The organism is Streptomyces sp. NRRL S-31 (assembly GCF_000718775.1).
Classification (GTDB): Bacteria; Actinomycetota; Actinomycetes; order Streptomycetales; family Streptomycetaceae; genus Streptomyces.
Map to the genome: position 1 here is coordinate 32,003 of NZ_JOCB01000060.1, position 16,879 is coordinate 48,881.

Genomic DNA, 16,879 nt, shown 5'->3' on the forward strand with positions numbered 1-16,879 from the left:
GACGGCCCGGCAGGGGGCGGGCGGGCCGCGGGCCCAGGGGTCGGCGCCCCCGGTGCCTCAGGTCGTCGAGCGGCGCCGGCGCGCCCCCGGACGGCGTTCGCTCGGCCGGGTCACCGGGTCGCCGGCCTCCAGCGCCGCCGTCCTGCGCTTCGTGCCGAACTCGGCCAGCGCCTCCGCCAGCCGGTGCACGGACGGCTCCGGAGCCATCACGTCCACCCGCAGTCCGTGCTCCTCGGCGGTCTTCGCCGTGGCCGGGCCGATGCACGCGATCACCGTGACGTTGTGCGGCTTGCCCGCGATGCCGACCAGGTTGCGGACCGTGGAGGACGAGGTGAACAGGACCGCGTCGAAGCCGCCGCCCTTGATCGCCTCCCGGGTCTCGGCCGGCGGCGGCGAGGCGCGCACCGTCCGGTAGGCGGTCACGTCGTCCACCTCCCAGCCCAGCTCGATCAGACCGGCCACCAGGGTCTCGGTGGCGATGTCGGCACGCGGCAGGAAGACGCGGTCGATCGGGTCGAACACCGGGTCGTACGGCGGCCAGTCCTCCAGCAGGCCCGCGGCGGACTGCTCCCCGCTGGGCACCAGGTCCGGCTTCACGCCGAAGGCGACCAGCGCGCGGGCCGTCTGCTCGCCCACCGCGGCCACCTTGATGCCCGCGAAGGCACGGGCGTCCAGACCGTACTCCTCGAACTTCTCACGGACGGCCTTGACCGCGTTGACCGACGTGAAGGCGATCCACTCGTAGCGGCCGGTGACCAGCCCCTTGACCGCGCGCTCCATCTGCTGCGGGGTGCGCGGGGGCTCCACCGCGATCGTCGGCACCTCGTGCGGCACCGCGCCGTAGGACCGCAGCTGGTCGGAGAGCGACGCCGCCTGCTCCTTCGTCCGCGGCACGAGCACCTTCCAGCCGAACAGCGGCTTGGACTCGAACCACGACAGCTGGTCGCGCCGGGAGGCGGCGGAACGCTCACCGACCACGGCTATCACCGGCCGGCCGCCGTCCGGGGACGGCAGCACCTTCGCCTGCTTCAGCGTCTGCGCGATGGTGCCGAGCGTCGCCGACCAGGTGCGCTGGCGGGTCGTCGTACCGGCGACCGTCACCGTCAGCGGGGTGTCCGGCTTGCGGCCCGCCGAGACCAGCTCGGCCGCGGCGAGGGCCACGGCGTCCAGGGTCGTCGACACGACGACCGTGCAGTCCGAGGCGCCGACCTCCGTCCAGCAGCGGTCGGAGGCGGTACGGGCGTCCACGAACCGGACGTCCGCGCCGTCGGCGTCCCGCAGCGGCACACCGGCGTACGCGGGCACGCCGACCGCCGCCGCGACACCGGGGACGACCTCGAAGGGCACCCCGGCGGCGGCACAGGCGAGCATCTCCTCGGCCGCGCACGTGTCCAGTCCCGGGTCCCCCGACACCGCACGGACGACCCGCCTGCCGCCCCGCGCGGCCTCCATGACAAGATGAGCGGCATCCCGGGCAGCGGCCGGGACGGCGACCGGTGTTGACGTGCCGTCAACGACCGTCAGCTGGGGCGTGCCCGTGCCCGGCGGCGAGACCGAGGAGGGATCGGCGTCCGTCTGCACGACGGAGACGCCCTGTCGGGCGTGCGTCCGGACCACGTCGAGCACCTCGTGCTCGGCGACCAGGACGTCCGCGTTCGACAGCGCCTCCACGGCGCGCAGAGTCAGCAGTCCCGGATCCCCGGGTCCGGCACCGAGGAAGGTGACGTGCCCGTGTTCCGGACCGGCGGCAGGAAGGGTGGTGGGGCTCAATGTGCTCGCTCCCCCATCAGACCGGTCGCGCCCTGGGCGAGCATCTCGGTGGCGAGTTCGCGCCCGAGTGCCGTCGCCCGGTCGTGCGTCTGGGGCACGGGACCAGTGGTGGACAGCTGCACCATGCGGGTGCCGTCGGTCGTGCCGACGACGCCGCGCAGGCGCATTTCCTTGACAATCTGCCCGTCGGCCAGAAGGTCGGCCAGCGCGCCCACAGGGGCGGAGCAGCCGGCCTCCAGGGCGGCGAGCAGTGATCGTTCGGCGGTGACGGCGACCCGGGTGAACGGGTCGTCGAGCTCGCCGAGCGCCGCGATCAGGTCCGCGCGGTCCGCGGCACACTCGATCGCCAGGGCCCCCTGGCCGGGGGCGGGCAGAACCGTGTCGACCGACAGGAAGTCGGTCACCTCGTCGATGCGGCCGAGCCGGTTGAGTCCGGCGGCGGCCAGCACGACGGCATCTAGCTCGCCGTCGCGCACGTACCCGATGCGCGTGTCGACGTTGCCGCGGATCGGGACGGTCTCGATGTCCAGGCCGTGGGCGCGGGCGTACGCGTTCAGCTGCGCCATGCGGCGCGGCGAGCCGGTGCCGACGCGGGCGGTCCCCTTCGCGGACGACGCGGCCAGGTCGGTGAGCTTCAGGGCGTCCCGGGCGATGATCACGTCCCGCGGGTCCTCGCGCACCGGTACGGCGGCCAGCACCAGCTCCTCGGGCTGCGCGGTCGGCAGGTCCTTCAGCGAGTGAACCGCGAAGTCGACCTCGCCCCGCACCAGCGCGTCGCGCAGCGCCGTGACGAACACGCCGGTGCCGCCGATCCGCGCGAGGTGCTCGCGGGAGGTGTCGCCGTACGTGGTGATCTCGACCAGCTCGACGGGCCGCCCGGTGACCTGCCGGACGGCCTCCGCCACCTGGCCGGACTGGGCCATGGCGAGCTTGCTCCGCCTGGTCCCGAGCCGCAGTGCCTTCTCACTCATGCTGGCCCTCGGTTCTCGTTCCGCGTGCTGTCCCGGCCCGGGAGACGGAGGCGACCGTCTCGGGGTCGAGGTCGAACAGGGTGCGCAGCGCGTCCGCGTACCCGGCGCCGCCGGGCTCGGCCGCGAGCTGCTTGACCCGTACGGTCGGCGCGTGCAGCAGCTTGTCGACGACCCGGTGGACGGCCTGCCGGATCTCGCCGCGCTGGCGTTCGTCCAGGTCGGGCAGGCGTCCGTCGAGCCGGGCGATCTCACCGGCGACGACGTCGGCGGCCATGGTGCGCAGCGCGACCACGGTCGGCGTGATGTGCGCCGCCCGCTGCGCCGCGCCGAAGGCCGCGACCTCCTGGGAGACGATACGCCGGACCTGGTCCACGTCGTTCGCCATCGGGGCGTCGGCGGACGCCTCCGCCAGCGACTCGATGTCCACCAGGCGGACCCCGGCCAGCCGGTGCACGGCCGCGTCGATGTCGCGGGGCATGGCGAGGTCGAGGAGGAAGAAGGAGGGCGCCGGGCGTTCGGCGGCCGGCTCGGGCCGGCGCCGCTCGGGGATCCGGCCGTCGGCGGCGGCGGTCGCGGCGAGCGCGGTGATCAGCTCGGCGTCCGCCTCGGGGGTACGGCGGTCCCGTCGGTCGACGGTGGCGCCCGCGGCCCAGGTCGCGTGCTGCTCCAGGGCGGCGGCGTCCAGGCCGGCCACGGCGGCCTCGCCCATCAGGGAGAAGCCGGGCTGGGCGGCGGCCAGGTCCAGCGGACAGTTCTCGTCGGCACCGGCGGACGGCGACGGCGTCCTGGCCGGCGCGGCCGGCGCGGCCGTCCGGAGGGGGCCGGCGACCTCGGCGGCGGGGGCGCCGGTACGGCCCTCGACCGCGTGCGCGACCGCCTCCGCCGTGAGCACCAGACCCGTCGCCCCGGTACAGGAGACGACGATGTCGGCACGTGTCAGCTCGTCGGCCACCGCGTCCATGCGTACCGCGCGGGCGGTCACGGCGCCCGTGTCGTCACCCTCGCCGAGGATGCGGGCCAGCCGCTCGGCGCGCTCGAAGGTGCGGTTGGCGACGACGACCTCGGCGACCCCGGCACGCGCCAGCGTCGCGGCGGCCAGGGACGACATGGACCCGGCGCCGATGACGAGCGCCTTCTTGCCCTTCGCCCACACGGGTACGTCGGCGCCGGCGGCCAGCTGCTCCAGGCCGAAGGTGACCAGGGACTGGCCGGCGCGGTCGATACCGGTCTCGGAGTGCGCGCGCTTGCCCACCCGCAGGGCCTGCTGGAACAGGTCGTTCTGCAACTTGCCGGCGGTGTGCAGCTCCTGGGCACGGGCCAGGGAGTCCTTGATCTGGCCGAGGATCTGCCCCTCGCCGACGACCATCGAGTCCAGACCGCAGGCCACCGAGAACAGGTGGTGGACGGCCCGGTCCTCGTAGTGCACGTAGAGGTACGGCGTCAGTTCGTCCAGGCCGAGCCCGCTGTGCTGGGCGAGCAGCGTGGACAGCTCGGCGACACCGGCGTGGAACTTGTCCACGTCGGCGTACAGCTCGATGCGGTTGCAGGTGGCGAGCACCGCGGCCTCGGTGGCGGGCTCGGCGGCGACCGTGTCCTGGACCAGCTTGGCCTGGGCGTCCGCGTTCAGCGCGGCCCGCTCCAGGACGCTGACCGGGGCACTGCGGTGGCTCAGTCCGACGACGAGGAGGCTCATGCCGGCATCACGGCGGGAACGTCCCCGTCGGGCCCCTGGTCGGCGGAGTCGTCGGCGGCCGCGCCGCGGGAGGTGGCGGCGGGCAGCGCGCCGTCGCCCGCGGCGGTCTCCTCGCCGGCCTTGCGCTGCTCGTGGAAGGCGAGGATCTGGAGCTCGATGGAGAGGTCCACCTTGCGCACGTCGACGCCGTCCGGGACGGACAGCACGGTCGGCGCGAAGTTCAGGATGGAGGTCACGCCGGCGGTCACGAGCCGGTCGCAGACCTGCTGGGCGGCGCCCGCCGGGGTGGCGATCACGCCGATGGAGACGCCGTTGTCCTTGATGATCTTCTCAAGGTCGTCGGTGTGCTGGACCGGGATGCCCGCGACCGGCTTGCCGGCCATCGCCGGGTCGGCGTCGATGAGCGCGGCGACCCGGAAGCCGCGGGAGGCGAAACCGCCGTAGTTGGCCAGGGCGGCGCCGAGGTTGCCGATGCCGACGATCACGACCGGCCAGTCCTGGGTCAGGCCGAGTTCGCGGGAGATCTGGTAGACGAGGTACTCCACGTCGTAGCCGACACCGCGCGTTCCGTAGGAGCCCAGGTAGGAGAAGTCCTTGCGCAGCTTGGCGGAGTTGACCCCCGCCGCCGCGGCCAGCTCCTCGGAGGAGACCGTGGGTACCGAGCGCTCCGACAGTGCGGTCAGGGCTCGGAGGTACAGCGGAAGCCTGGCGACGGTGGCCTCGGGAATCCCTCGGCTACGGGTCGCCGGTCGGTGTGTTCGGCCAGTTGCCACGGTGCTCCTGCGGGTAGAGCGGGGCTGTAGGCGGTCATACGTCCCCAGACCGCCCCGTCGACAGCAGGCTATGTCTTTGTGAACGCGTGCACAAAGATGGTGTCCGATTTGCCCGGCAGAAGTGACCGGGGTCACGCCGGTTTCACGCCCCTGGCGGGAACCGGTGCACACGCACCGACGTTCCTTCATTACTGGGGGCAAAACCGCACACTCTCCTCACGAATCCCGCCCCCGAGACAAAACCACCATCGATCCTAAGCGACTTTTCCGGCCGGTTTGTACTACTCGGTCAGTGCCCGGCGCAGTCGCTCCTCGTTCACGCGCCAGAAGGTGTGCTGTTCACCGTCGACGAGTACGACCGGGATCTGTTCCCAGTAGCGGTCGTGCAGCTCCCGGTCCTCGGTGATGTCCTTCGGCTCCCACGGCACGCCGAGGTCGCCGCAGACCCTCTCGACCACGAGCTGCGCGTCGTCGCACAGGTGACAGCCGGGCTTGCGGACCAGCGTGACCAGCCGCGCCCGCGGCTCCGCCTTGCGTCGGAAGAAGGGACTCATACGGCCATTCTCGCGCGCTCCGCGGACGCCGCCCGACCGCCGTCGCGACGCCCGCGTCACCCGGAGTTCACACCGTGCCAACCTCTCGGCTCCGGAACCACCGAACAGACTGGCTATGCTCGCGTCATGGCCGCTCTTCGATGGCTCACTCCCCGTAGGCGCTCCGCCACGGCGCGGAGCGTGTTGGCAGGCGAGGCCTCGGCCGAGGCCGCCCGCAAGTCCTCGCAGGAGGCCCCGGGCACCGCACCGGAGGAACCGCCCTTCCCGGTGCTCGGCGACGACCGGGCCGCCGCCTTCTTCGACCTGGACAACACGGTCATGCAGGGCGCCGCCATCTTCCACTTCGGCCGCGGCCTGTACAAGCGGAAGTTCTTCGAGACCCGCGACCTGGCCAAGTTCGCCTGGCAGCAGGCGTGGTTCCGGCTGGCCGGCGTCGAGGACCCCGAGCACATGCAGGACGTCCGCGACTCGGCGCTGTCGATCGTCAAGGGCCACCGGGTCGCCGAGCTGGAGACGATCGGCGAGGAGATCTACGACGAGTACATGGCGGACCGCATCTGGCCCGGCACCCGCGCCCTCGCCCAGGCCCACCTGGACGCCGGCCAGAAGGTCTGGCTGGTCACCGCCGCCCCGGTGGAGATCGCCCAGGTGATCGCGCGCAGGCTCGGCCTGACCGGCGCCCTCGGCACGGTGGCCGAGTCGGTGGACGGCGTCTACACCGGCAAACTGGTCGGCGAACCGCTGCACGGCCCGGCCAAGGCCGAGGCGGTCCGCGCGCTGGCCGCGGCGGAGGGGCTGGACCTGTCCCGCTGCGCCGCCTACAGCGACAGCCACAACGACATCCCGATGCTCTCGCTGGTCGGCCACCCCTACGCCATCAACCCCGACGCCAAACTGCGCCGGCACGCCCGCGAGCAGGACTGGCGCCTGCGCGACTACCGCACGGGCCGCAAGGCCGCGAAGGTCGGCATCCCGGCGGCGGCGGGCGTCGGCGCGGTGGCCGGCGGCACCGCGGCGGCGATCGCCCTGAGCCGACGGCGGCGCTAGGCGCCGCCGCGCCGGCCGTCCGCGGCGCCCTTGAACGGGCGCGTGTACATCACCCTCTTCAACACGCCCCCCAGTTCGCCGAAACACGCCCTTTTCCGGTCAGCCATCGATCACCTTGCGAAACCAGAACCGCCCTCAAACGGTTACAGATACGACGCAATCGATGATTTGAGCAACTCGGTGTAGCAGAGCCTGCACGAAGCGTTATTCTCCTCAGACGCAAACCGGTACCCCACCGTCGCTACGACGGGTGAGAGGTCCCGCACTGCACGTGATGGAAGCTCTGCCTCTGGGAGTCCCGTGTACCCACACGTCGGGGTTGACGCCTCGGGCCTGGCTACGCTGCGCGCAACAGTCGCAACGGTCAAAGAGACGCTGCGCGGCCTCGTCCCGACCGCGTACGCCGTCCCCGCCTTCGCCGCCGCCGCGCCCGCGGGCCCGTGCTACGCACTGGCCGAGCGCAGCGCCGCGGTCGGCAGACGCGGTCGCGCGGCCGGGCCCACCACCGCACGCCGTCCGGCCGCCGACAGCGACAGCGCCCGGATGATGGACCTGGTCGAACGCGCCCAGGCCGGGGAGGCCGAGGCCTTCGGACGGCTCTACGACCAGTACAGCGACACCGTGTACCGGTACATCTACTACCGCGTGGGCGGCCGGGCCACCGCCGAGGACCTGACCAGCGAGACCTTCCTGCGGGCGCTCAGAAGGATCGGCACCTTCACCTGGCAGGGCCGGGACTTCGGCGCCTGGCTGGTCACCATCGCCCGCAACCTCGTCGCCGACCACTTCAAGTCCAGCCGGTTCCGGCTGGAGGTCACCACCGGCGAGATGCTCGACGCCAACGAGGTCGAGCGCTCCCCGGAGGACTCCGTCCTGGAGTCCCTGTCGAACGCCGCCCTGCTCGACGCCGTACGACGGCTCAACCCGCAGCAGCAGGAGTGCGTGACGCTCCGCTTCCTCCAGGGCCTCTCGGTCGCCGAGACCGCCCGGGTGATGGGCAAGAACGAGGGTGCCATCAAGACCCTCCAGTACCGTGCCGTACGCACGCTCGCGCGGCTGCTGCCGGACGACGCCCGCTGAGCACGGCGACGGTGGGCGACACCCAACTCACGCTCGGTGAAAGCCTGTTGCTTTTCTGATCCGGTCGTCCGCCGTCCGTAACCCAAGTGCCGCGCCAGTCGTTGTGCGGGATACAGGCTCCCTGTGGTCACGTCCCGGCCGCCCCGATCACCCGATCGTGGGGAAGCGGTCGCGGGCGTGCAACCCTCAGGACCCCCTGGGGAGTCGACCGTCATGACGAGAGGAGGTGCCGCCAGTGATCGCGAACGTATCGGCGCACCGGCGGGCGAACGCCTTCGCCCAGGCCCTGGAGGAGCAGTCCGACCGGGACCCGGCGGCCGAGCAGTCCGACAGTCCGGCGGGGTCACCGCCGACCACCGAGGAACCCGCCGGGCAGGGCGAGCTGCTGACGTTGGCGGCGGGTCTCGGTGCGCTGCCCAAGCCGCAGCTCGACCCGGAGGTCAAGGTCGTCCAACGGGCCCAGCTGGTGGCCGCGATGGAGGCCATGCTCCAGGAGGGGACCGGGGCGACGGACGTGTCGGTACCGGAACAGCGCTCCCCCCGGACCGGGGGCGCGCACCGGGCCGGTCCGCTGGGCAAGCTCCGCCCGCGCACCCGGCTGACCAAGGGGCTCGCGGCCGGCGGGCTCAGCGTCGGTGTGGCCGCTGGGGCCTTCGGCGGGGTCGCCGCCGCCAGCTCCGACGCCCTGCCCGGCGACTCGCTGTACGGGCTGAAGCGCGGCATCGAGGACTTCAAGCTCAACTACCTGACCGACGGCGACGACCAGCGCGGCCAGACCTATCTGGACCAGGCATCCACCCGGCTCAGCGAGACCCGCCGGCTGCTGGAGCGCGACCGGGGCGGGCACCTGGACCACGAGTCCATCGGCGAAATCCGGCGCACCCTGTCCGGGATGCGGCGCGACGTCACCGAGGGCCACCGCCTGCTCCACGCCGCCTACGCGGCCGATCCGGACTCCCTCGGCCCCATCCAGGCGCTGTCCGCCTTCTCCAGATCCCACCGCGAGGTCTGGAGCGCGCTCAGCGACAGACTGCCCGTACAGCTGGGCGACGTGAAACAGCAGGTGTCCTCGGTCTTCGACGCCATAGACGAAGAGGTCGCCCCGCTCCAGTCGCTGCTCCCGCAGCCGCCGGCCCGGTCCGGCGACGGCACGCACCGGAGCGGCCCCGGCTCGGCGTCCACCGGCTCCTCCGGCAGCCACCGGTCGACCGCGCCCAGCTCCCCCGGCAGCCCCCCGTCCGCCGGCAAGCACACCGGCACCGGCACGCCGAGCGGACCGGCCACCCGCGACAGCGGCGAGGGCCTCCTCGGCGGCGACACCGGCGGCCTGCTCGATCCGCCGAAGACCGGCTCCGACGGCAGTTCCCCGTCCGCCGCCAAGTCCCCGACGCCCCAACCGGACGTCACCATCCCGCCGCTCCTGCCCGACCTCCTCCCGGACCTGGGCATCGACGGACAGGGCACGGACTAGCGGGTCCGGCGGACATGACGGGGGGGCGCCCCTTCCCGAGCAGGGGCGCCCCCCGTCTCCGGGCCCGCGGGCCCGGAGAAACCTCAGAAGAACACCGACCGCCGCTGCACCAGCAGCTTGTACAGCGTGTGCTGGATCTGCTCCCGCACCTGATCGGTCAGGTTGAACATCAGCATCGGGTCCTCCGCCGCCTCCGGCGGATAACCGTCCGTCGGGATCGGCTCGCCGAACTGGATCGTCCACTTCGTGGGCAGCGGGATCGCCCCCAGCGGACCCAGCCACGGGAACGTCGGCGTCAGCGGGAAGTACGGGAAACCCAGCACCCTGGCCAGGGTCTTGGCGTTGCCGATCATCGGATAGATCTCCTCCGCCCCGACGATCGAGCACGGCACGATCGGCACGCCCTGGCGCAGCGCCGTGGAGACGAAACCGCCACGGCCGAACCGCTGGAGTTTGTAGCGCTCGCCGAAGGGTTTCCCGATGCCCTTGAAGCCCTCCGGCATCACCCCGACCAGCTCGCCCTGGCGCAGCAGCCGTTCCGCGTCCTCCGCGCAGGCGAGGGTGTGCCCCAGCTTGCGGGCCAGCTCGTTGACCACCGGCAGCACGAAGACCAGATCGGCGGCGAGCAGGCGCAGATGACGACCGGCCGGGTGGTGGTCGTGCACCGCAACCTGCATCATCAGCCCGTCCAGCGGCAGCGTCCCGGAGTGGTTGGCGACGATCAGCGCCCCGCCCTCGGCCGGGATGTTCTCGACGCCCTTCACCTCGACCCGGAAGTACTTCTCGTACACCGGCCGCAGCAGCGACATCAGGACCTGGTCGGTCAACTCCTCGTCGTAGCCGAAGTCGTCGACCTCGTACTCCCCGGTGAGCCGGCGCCGCAGAAAGGCCAGCCCGGCCGCCACCCGGCGTTCCAGGCCGCCGTCGCGCCCCTCGGCCTCCGGCCGCGCCGGCGGCTCCTCCTCGCGGCTCACAGCCCCCTCCTCCCGCACCCCCGCCCGGCCCGGCAGGGGCCGCACCGCGGCGGCCCCGCCCGGCTCCCCGGCCGCACCGCGCCGGCCGTCCCCGCCACGGCGCCGCGCCTGGCGCTGCGCGGCGCTCCCGCGGGAACGGTCGTCGTCGAACGGAATGACCTTGGCGTCCGCCATCGTTGCCGCTCTCCTCAGTTGGCGCTGTGCGTCTGGGACCGGCCGTCGGACCTCGCGGCCAGCGCGGCGACCCGGTCGACGGCCCCCGCGAGGGCCTCCGGCGGCAGCAGCCCCGGCCCCTGGCCGCGCGCGAAGTCCGCGAAGGTCCCGGCCGTCGTGTGGCGGGGCGTGAACCCCAGCGTCTCGCGCATCTGGACGGTGTCCACCACCCGCCCGTGGGTGAGCAGCCGGATCTGCTCCGGGGAGAAGTCCGTCATGCCGAGCGTCCGCACCAGGGAACCGGCCCAGGTGACCGCGGGCAGCGGCAGCGGCACCGTGGGCCGCCCGAGCCGCCGGGAGCACTGCGAGAGCAGCAGCACGCCGTCCCCGGCGATGTTGAAGGTGCCGCTGTTGAGGGTCCCCCGGCGCGGCTCGTGCGAGGCGATCCGCAGCACCTCGATCACATCGTCCTCGTGCACGAACTGGAGCCGCGGATCGTAGCCGAACACGGTCGGCAGGACGGGCAGCGCGAAGTACGACGCGAGCGGTGTGTCCGCGGCCGGCCCGAGGATGTTGGCGAACCGCAGCACGCACACGGCGACGTCCGGGCGCCGCCGCGCGAAGCCGCGCACATAGCCCTCCACCTCGACGATGTCCTTCGCGAAGCCGCCGCTGGGCAGCGACTTGGCCGCGGTGGTCTCGGTGAACACCGCGGGATCGCGCGGCGCGGAGCCGTAGACGTTGGTGCTGGACTTCACCACCAGCCGCCGCACGGACGGCGACTTCTGGCAGGCGCCGAGCAGCTGCATGGTGCCGATGACGTTGGTCTCCTTGACCGTGGCCCGGCTGCCGCCGCCCAGCGCCGTGCCCGTCACGTCCATGTGGACGACCGTGTCGGCGCCCGTCTCGGCCAGCACCCGGGCGATGGTCGGCTGCCGGATGTCGGCCTGGACGAAGTCCGCCCCGCCCAGGTGGTGGGCCGGCGGCACCGCGTCCACGGCGATCACCCGGTCGACCTCCGGGTCACGCTGGATCCGTCGCACGAACCGGCCGCCCAGCTGCCGGGCCACTCCGGTGACGAGCACGACCTTCCCCAAGACCAGCGCCCTCCTTCCGCGTAACCGGTATCCCGCGTTCCCCGTGTGCGGCCAACCTAGCCGGTCGACGTCGCGCTGTGAGGTCCACGGATGCACGAACCGATGGAATTTGCTCCATCGGAACGCGCGCCGGAACCGTCATCGGAACGAGCCGGGCCCCGCCGGACACGCCTGTGGCCCCCCACCAGTGCTGGTGGGGGGCCACAGGTCGCACGCTCTCGCGGCGCCTTACTTCTTGTTACGGCGCTGAACGCGCGTGCGCTTGAGCAGCTTGCGGTGCTTCTTCTTGGCCATCCGCTTGCGCCGCTTCTTGATAACAGAGCCCACGACTACCCTCGCTCACTTCTCATCACTCGGTTGTTTGGGCGCCATGGGCCCACACGACCTACGAGGGCCTAGCCTACCCAACCGAGCGCCGAGGTCGTAATCGAGGGGCGCCCCCGGGTCACCGGGGGCTGCCGTCAGGCCGTCTCCACCCCCACATAGCTGTCGCGGAGGTACTCGTGTACCGCTTGCTCCGGGACGCGGAAGGACCGCCCCACCCGGATCGCGGGCAGATGACCGCTGTGCACCAGGCGGTACACGGTCATCTTCGACACTCGCATCACCGAGGCGACCTCCGCCACGGTAAGGAACTGAACCTCGTTCAGAGGCCTCTCGCCAGCTGCACCCATGACACACCTGAACCTTCCGCACTCGACGGCCACCGGCTTCCCCTTCCGGTGACTCTTCGTCGTTGCGTGCTCACTCCCCAGACTAGGGGCGGGTGATGCGAGTGGGGAAGAGGTGCACCATCGGCGGCCTACTGTGACAGACACGCCCGATTGAGCACGTAGCGGATCAGCGGCAGGTAGTGACTAGACCGCGCCCCGTCGTCAACCGGAACGACGACGGACACCCGCCCCTCGGCCTCCCCCACGAACGGCGCGGGGTCGTCGGTGTCGGCCAGACCGATGGCCTCGAACCCCAGCTGACCAGCACCGCAGACCCAGCCGTGATCTCCGATGACCAGCTCGGGCAGCGGCCCGCCGGCCTCGGCCGCGGCCTCCAGCGCGACCCGAACCGGGAGCGGTGAGTGGCTGTGGGCCCCCGGCTCACAACCGGGGCGCTCGCTCCCCGGTTCCCGCACCAGGGCAACCCCTCGTACGTAGTCGAGGCGGTGGGTACGTAGACCGAACCGGGTCAATATGTCGACACAGCGACCCTGCGCCGGGGTGAGGACCTCACATCCCGCCGCCGACATCGCGTCCGCCAGACCGCCGTAGAACCCGAGCAGCCGCCGCGGGTGCCCGGTGCCGAACAGCACGGGCGCGCCGCGCCGGGCCGCCTCCCGGACGCGACCGGCGAAGGCGTCCAACGCGGCCAGCGTACGCTCCGGATCGATCACGTCCGGACCGGACGTGTACCGGGGATCGGCCGAGACCCCGCACTTCTCCGCCATCAGCGCGAGCAGCTCCCGGACCCCCCAGACACCCTCCGGATCGATCCCGATCAGCACGCGCGGATCGCGCGCGGCGAACGCCCGGTAGCGCCGCAGGCTCTCCTCCCGCGGGGTCGCCACCACCCCGGCCAGCCGGACGGCCAGCAGATGGGCGCGGAGCCGGGCGGGGGACGACGACACGGGTGCGATGGTGGCCCATCCGGGCCGGACCCGGGGCGGAAACCGGCGGAATCCCGCACGGTCGGCCTAACGGGCCCCATCGGCCCACAGGCCCCAGGCCGCCAGGGCGGCGGGACCTAGGGCAGCAGCCCGCGCAGCGGGAACACCGCCCGCCGGGTGGCCAGTACGGCCTGGTCCACGCGGTCGGCCGGGTCGTACCCCGCCTCCCACTCCCCGTACCCCACCGGCCACCGCCCGTCCGTCATCCGCTGCGGACCCAACTGCCGCGTCCGCGCGAACACTTCCCGCCGCCACCCCTCGGGGATCACCGTCTCAGGGGCCACCGGCCTGCCCGCCGCGATCCCCACCAGGTGCGTCCACGACCGCGGCACGACGTCGACGACCGCGTACCCGCCCCCGCCCAGCGCGACCCACTTCCCGCCCGCGTGCTCGTGCGCCAGCTCGTGACAGGCCATCTGCACCGCCCGCTGCGCGTCCAACGAGACCGCCAGGTGCGCCAGCGGGTCCTCGAAGTGCGTGTCCGCCCCGTGCTGGGACACGATCACCTGCGGCCGGAACGCGGCGACGAGTTCGGGCACCACGGCGTGGAACGCCCGCACCCAGCCCGTGTCCCCGGTCCCGGCCGGCAGCGCCACGTTCACCGCGGCGCCCTCCCCCGCGCCGGCGCCCGTCTCCTGCGGCCACCCGCTCTGCGGGAACAGCGTCCGGGGATGCTCGTGCAGCGAGATCGTCAGCACCCGCGGGTCCTCCCAGAACGCCGCCTGCACCCCGTCCCCGTGGTGCACGTCGACGTCCACGTACGCGACCCGCTCGGCCCCCAGCTCCAGCAGCCGCGCGATGGCGAGCGCCGCGTCGTTGTAGACGCAGAACCCCGACGCCCCGCCCGGCATGGCGTGGTGCAGCCCGCCCGCGAAGTTCACGGCATGCTCGACGTCCCCCCGCCACACCGCCTCGGCCGCGCCCACCGACTGCCCGGCGATCAGCGCGGACACCTCGTGCATCCCGGCGAACGCCGGGTCGTCGACGGTACCGAGCCCGTACGACCCGTCGGCCCCCGCCGGATCTGCGGACGCGGCCTTCACGGCGTCGATGTAGTCCTCCCGGTGGACCAGTCGGAGCGTCGACTCCCCGGCCGGTTTGGCCGCGACGACCGCCAGCTCCCGGTCGAGCCCGAGGGCGCCGACCAGCCCGCGGGTCAGCTCCAGCCGGACCGGATCCATCGGATGGCTCGGACCGAAGTCATAGCCCGTTACTGCCTCGTCCCACATCAGCTGTGCGCGGCCGCTCATGCCCGCCACCGTATCGGTCCGGTTGAGCCGCGAACGACCTGGCGTACCCCGGTGTCACCAGGACCAACACCATCGGCACGAGCATGGCGCCCCGGTAGCTCCAGGCGTCGCCCAGGGCGCCCACCAGCGGGGAACCGACCAGGAAACCCACGTAGTTGAAGATGTTCAGCCGCGCGACCGCCGCGTCCGAGGCGTCGGGGAACAGCCGCCCGGCCGCCGCGAAGGTCTGCGGCACCAGCACGCACAGTCCCAGCCCCAGCAGGGTGAACCCGAGCATCCCGGCCCACGCGCCGGGCGCCGCCGCCACCACCGCGAACCCGCCCGCCGCCACCAGCGCCCCGAACCGTACGACCGCGGCCGCCCCGAACCGCCGCACCCCGAGGTCCCCGACGGCCCGCCCCGCCAGCGTGGTCACCATGTACACGTTGTACGGCACGGTCGCCAGCTGCTCCGAGCCGCCCAGCACGTCCTTCAGGTACTTCGCGCTCCAGTTGGAGACGGTCGAGTCCCCGATGTAGGCGAAGGTCATCACCAGGCACAGCGGCAGCAGCAGCCGGAAGACCACGGTCCCGCGCCGCCCGTCCGCCTCCGCCACCGGCGCCGGCTCGCCGTCGGCGTACCACCGGCTGCCCACCAGCGTCGCCGGCAGCAGCACGGCCACCACCGGCAGGTACGACACCCACAGCGCGAGGTGCCAGTGCGCCCCGGCCCAGGCCAGCGAGGCGCCCACGATCCCGCCGAGGCTGTAGACGGCGTGGAAGCCGAGCATGATGCTGCGCCGGTACGACCGCTGGAGACTGACCCCGAGCATGTTCATGGACGCGTCCAGCGCCCCGACCGCCAGGCCGAAGACGCCGAGCGCCACCGCCAGCGCGGCCACCTGCCCGGCGCCGCCCGCCCCGACCCCGAGCAGCGCCAGCAGCACCACCGGCTGGGACCAGCGCAGCAGCCGGCTGGGCCGTACCCGTTTCACCAGGTGCTCGGTGGAGACGCTGCCGACTCCCGCGAGGACCGGTACGGCGGCCAGGAAGACCGGGAGCAGCGCGTCGGAGACGCCGTACCGCTCCTGGACGGCCGGGATGCGCGTCACGAGCAGGGCGAAGGTGACGCCCTGGGCGAAGAAACCGAACGCCAGCGAAGCCCTGCCGCGCCGCAGCACATCAGTCATGGCGGCGAGAGTAGGGCCCCGGGCTACCCGTGGGTAGATCCGGCCAAAGATGAATTGCCGTCAGCTTCGCCGGGCGGGTGTCCCCGGTCAGGCGGCGAGCGCCGACGCCGGCCGCTCGACCCGGCCGGCCTCCGTCTCCGTCTCCGTGGCCCGATCGCCCTTGACCAGGAAGGGTTTCATGCCCTCGGTCATCATCGGCTTCCCCAGCCGGACGGAGACCAGGATGCCGAGGGCCACCGTGCTGCTGACCGCGCTGTCCTTGGCGAGCATCAGCCGCGGGTCACCGGAGACGAGGCCCAGCAGCAGCGAGACGACGTTGACGGTGAGGATCAGAGCGGCCAGCCCGTTGGCCCTGCCCTTCCTGACCAGACCCCACACGGTCCGCCCCGCCGGTACGACGCTGCTCCAGGCAAACGCGGCGAAGGTGCTCGTCCCGAGGGCGTCCTTGAAGGCCGACCGGGGTCATTTCAGCAGGTCGAGCAAGTCCGCCATGGCGGGGAAGAGTTGATTGGCCTCCGCGAGCTTCGCCGCGGGCGCCATCGCGGTGTACCCGTACACGTCCATCCCGGCCGCGACGGCGGCCCGTACGCCGAGGGGGGAGTCCTCCACGACCGCGCACCGCCCGGGTGCCACCCCCATCCGTTCGGCCGCGTGGAGGAACAGGTCCGGCGCCGGCTTCCCCCGCCCCACGTCCTCCGAGCTGAAGACGCGGTCCTGGCCGAACCACCGGTCGAGCCCGGTCGTGCGGTGGCCCACGCGGATGCGCGCATGGCTGCCGGAGGAGGCCACACAGTACGGCACTCCGTCCGCGGCCAGCCGCTCCAGCACCTCGGTCACGCCGGGCACGGGCCGCAACTCCCGCTCGAAGGCGGCGAACACCCGGGCGTGGAAGACGTCGTCGAAGTCGTCCGGCAGCCGCTGTCCCGTCCGCTCCAGGACCAGTTCGTGGACACGGTGCATCGCCGACCCCATGTAGTCCCGGATCGATTCCTCGTAGGTGGTCGGGTGGCCCAGCTCGGTGAGCTGGGCGGCCAGGAGCCGGTTGGATATGGGCTCGCTGTCCACGAGGACACCATCGTTGTCGAATATCACGAGGTCATAGCGCATGGCAGGAGCCTAAACGCAGAAAACCCCCGCATCGAAATGATGCGGGGGTTTTCCCAAAAATTGTTCGGCGGCGTCCTACTCTCCCACAGGGTCCCCCCTGCAGTACCATCG

16 protein-coding genes and 1 pseudogene are annotated in these 16,879 nt (G+C 72.5%); 3 read left to right on the forward strand and 14 right to left on the reverse strand.

What is annotated here, in order from left to right; genetic code table 11:
- Positions 1 to 57: 57 nt before the first annotated feature.
- From IF37_RS0123070 to IF37_RS0123090, 5 genes are all read right to left on the reverse strand, one after another.
- The gene (locus tag IF37_RS0123070) at positions 58 to 1,770 is read right to left on the reverse strand and encodes a uroporphyrinogen-III synthase (RefSeq protein ID WP_030745565.1); all 1,713 of its coding nucleotides are present in this window, start codon (positions 1,768 to 1,770) and stop codon (positions 58 to 60) included.
- Positions 1,767 to 2,741 (reverse strand): hydroxymethylbilane synthase, encoded by a 975-nt coding sequence (hemC, locus tag IF37_RS0123075; protein WP_030745568.1) that lies wholly within the window; start codon positions 2,739 to 2,741, stop codon positions 1,767 to 1,769. Before hemC ends, IF37_RS0123070 begins: the two co-directional genes overlap by 4 nt.
- Positions 2,734 to 4,434 (reverse strand): glutamyl-tRNA reductase, encoded by a 1,701-nt coding sequence (locus IF37_RS0123080; protein WP_030745570.1) that lies wholly within the window; start codon positions 4,432 to 4,434, stop codon positions 2,734 to 2,736. Before IF37_RS0123080 ends, hemC begins: the two co-directional genes overlap by 8 nt.
- Positions 4,431 to 5,207, reverse strand: coding sequence for a redox-sensing transcriptional repressor Rex (locus IF37_RS0123085; RefSeq protein WP_030745572.1), 777 nt, complete (start codon positions 5,205 to 5,207; stop codon positions 4,431 to 4,433). Before IF37_RS0123085 ends, IF37_RS0123080 begins: the two co-directional genes overlap by 4 nt.
- 281 nt (positions 5,208 to 5,488) lie before the next feature.
- Entirely contained in the window at positions 5,489 to 5,761 is a 273-nt protein-coding gene (locus tag IF37_RS0123090) for a glutaredoxin family protein (protein WP_030745575.1), read from the reverse strand.
- Positions 5,762 to 5,887: 126 nt separating this feature from the next.
- Here IF37_RS0123090 and IF37_RS0123095 point away from each other — a divergent pair, with 126 nt between their 5' ends.
- From IF37_RS0123095 to IF37_RS0123110, 3 genes are all read left to right on the forward strand, one after another.
- Positions 5,888 to 6,808 carry an HAD family phosphatase gene (locus tag IF37_RS0123095; protein ID WP_079165835.1) on the forward strand — a complete coding sequence of 307 codons (921 nt, stop codon included), beginning with the start codon at positions 5,888 to 5,890 and terminating at the stop codon, positions 6,806 to 6,808.
- 300 nt (positions 6,809 to 7,108) lie between these two features.
- The gene (locus tag IF37_RS0123105) at positions 7,109 to 7,888 is read left to right on the forward strand and encodes an ECF subfamily RNA polymerase sigma factor, BldN family (protein WP_030745580.1); all 780 of its coding nucleotides are present in this window, start codon (positions 7,109 to 7,111) and stop codon (positions 7,886 to 7,888) included.
- A 235-nt stretch (positions 7,889 to 8,123) separates the two neighbouring features.
- Positions 8,124 to 9,359: a DUF5667 domain-containing protein gene (locus IF37_RS0123110; RefSeq protein ID WP_030745583.1), complete on the forward strand. Its 1,236-nt coding sequence runs from the start codon at positions 8,124 to 8,126 to the stop codon at positions 9,357 to 9,359.
- 83 nt (positions 9,360 to 9,442) lie between these two features.
- Here the strand turns inward: IF37_RS0123110 and IF37_RS0123115 are convergent, their stop codons facing one another.
- From IF37_RS0123115 to IF37_RS0123150, 9 genes and pseudogenes are all read right to left on the reverse strand, one after another.
- Positions 9,443 to 10,507 carry a lysophospholipid acyltransferase family protein gene (locus tag IF37_RS0123115; protein WP_030745586.1) on the reverse strand — a complete coding sequence of 355 codons (1,065 nt, stop codon included), beginning with the start codon at positions 10,505 to 10,507 and terminating at the stop codon, positions 9,443 to 9,445.
- A gap of 14 nt (positions 10,508 to 10,521) precedes the next feature.
- Complete coding sequence (locus tag IF37_RS0123120) at positions 10,522 to 11,583, reverse strand: NAD-dependent epimerase/dehydratase family protein (protein ID WP_030745589.1); 1,062 nt, start codon at positions 11,581 to 11,583, stop codon at positions 10,522 to 10,524.
- Positions 11,584 to 11,811: 228 nt separating this feature from the next.
- On the reverse strand, positions 11,812 to 11,910 hold the full coding sequence (locus IF37_RS42360) for an AURKAIP1/COX24 domain-containing protein (RefSeq protein WP_003948845.1): 99 nt from the start codon (positions 11,908 to 11,910) through the stop codon (positions 11,812 to 11,814).
- A 134-nt stretch (positions 11,911 to 12,044) separates the two neighbouring features.
- Positions 12,045 to 12,257, reverse strand: coding sequence for a helix-turn-helix domain-containing protein (locus IF37_RS0123125; RefSeq protein WP_158727370.1), 213 nt, complete (start codon positions 12,255 to 12,257; stop codon positions 12,045 to 12,047).
- 128 nt (positions 12,258 to 12,385) lie between these two features.
- Complete coding sequence (locus IF37_RS0123130; protein ID WP_030745595.1) at positions 12,386 to 13,204, reverse strand: phosphatase; 819 nt, start codon at positions 13,202 to 13,204, stop codon at positions 12,386 to 12,388.
- A gap of 116 nt (positions 13,205 to 13,320) precedes the next feature.
- Entirely contained in the window at positions 13,321 to 14,493 is a 1,173-nt protein-coding gene (locus IF37_RS0123135; RefSeq protein ID WP_030745598.1) for an acetoin utilization protein AcuC, read from the reverse strand.
- Positions 14,444 to 15,661, reverse strand: a complete 1,218-nt coding sequence (locus IF37_RS0123140) for an MFS transporter (RefSeq protein ID WP_030745601.1) — start codon at positions 15,659 to 15,661, stop codon at positions 14,444 to 14,446. The genes IF37_RS0123135 and IF37_RS0123140 overlap by 50 nt, the downstream gene beginning before the upstream one ends.
- Before the next feature lie 87 nt (positions 15,662 to 15,748).
- Positions 15,749 to 16,111: pseudogene (locus IF37_RS0123145) on the reverse strand (VC0807 family protein); the annotation flags it as partial.
- Positions 16,112 to 16,123: 12 nt separating this feature from the next.
- On the reverse strand, positions 16,124 to 16,768 hold the full coding sequence (locus tag IF37_RS0123150) for an HAD family phosphatase (RefSeq protein WP_030745607.1): 645 nt from the start codon (positions 16,766 to 16,768) through the stop codon (positions 16,124 to 16,126).
- Positions 16,769 to 16,879: the final 111 nt, after the last annotated feature.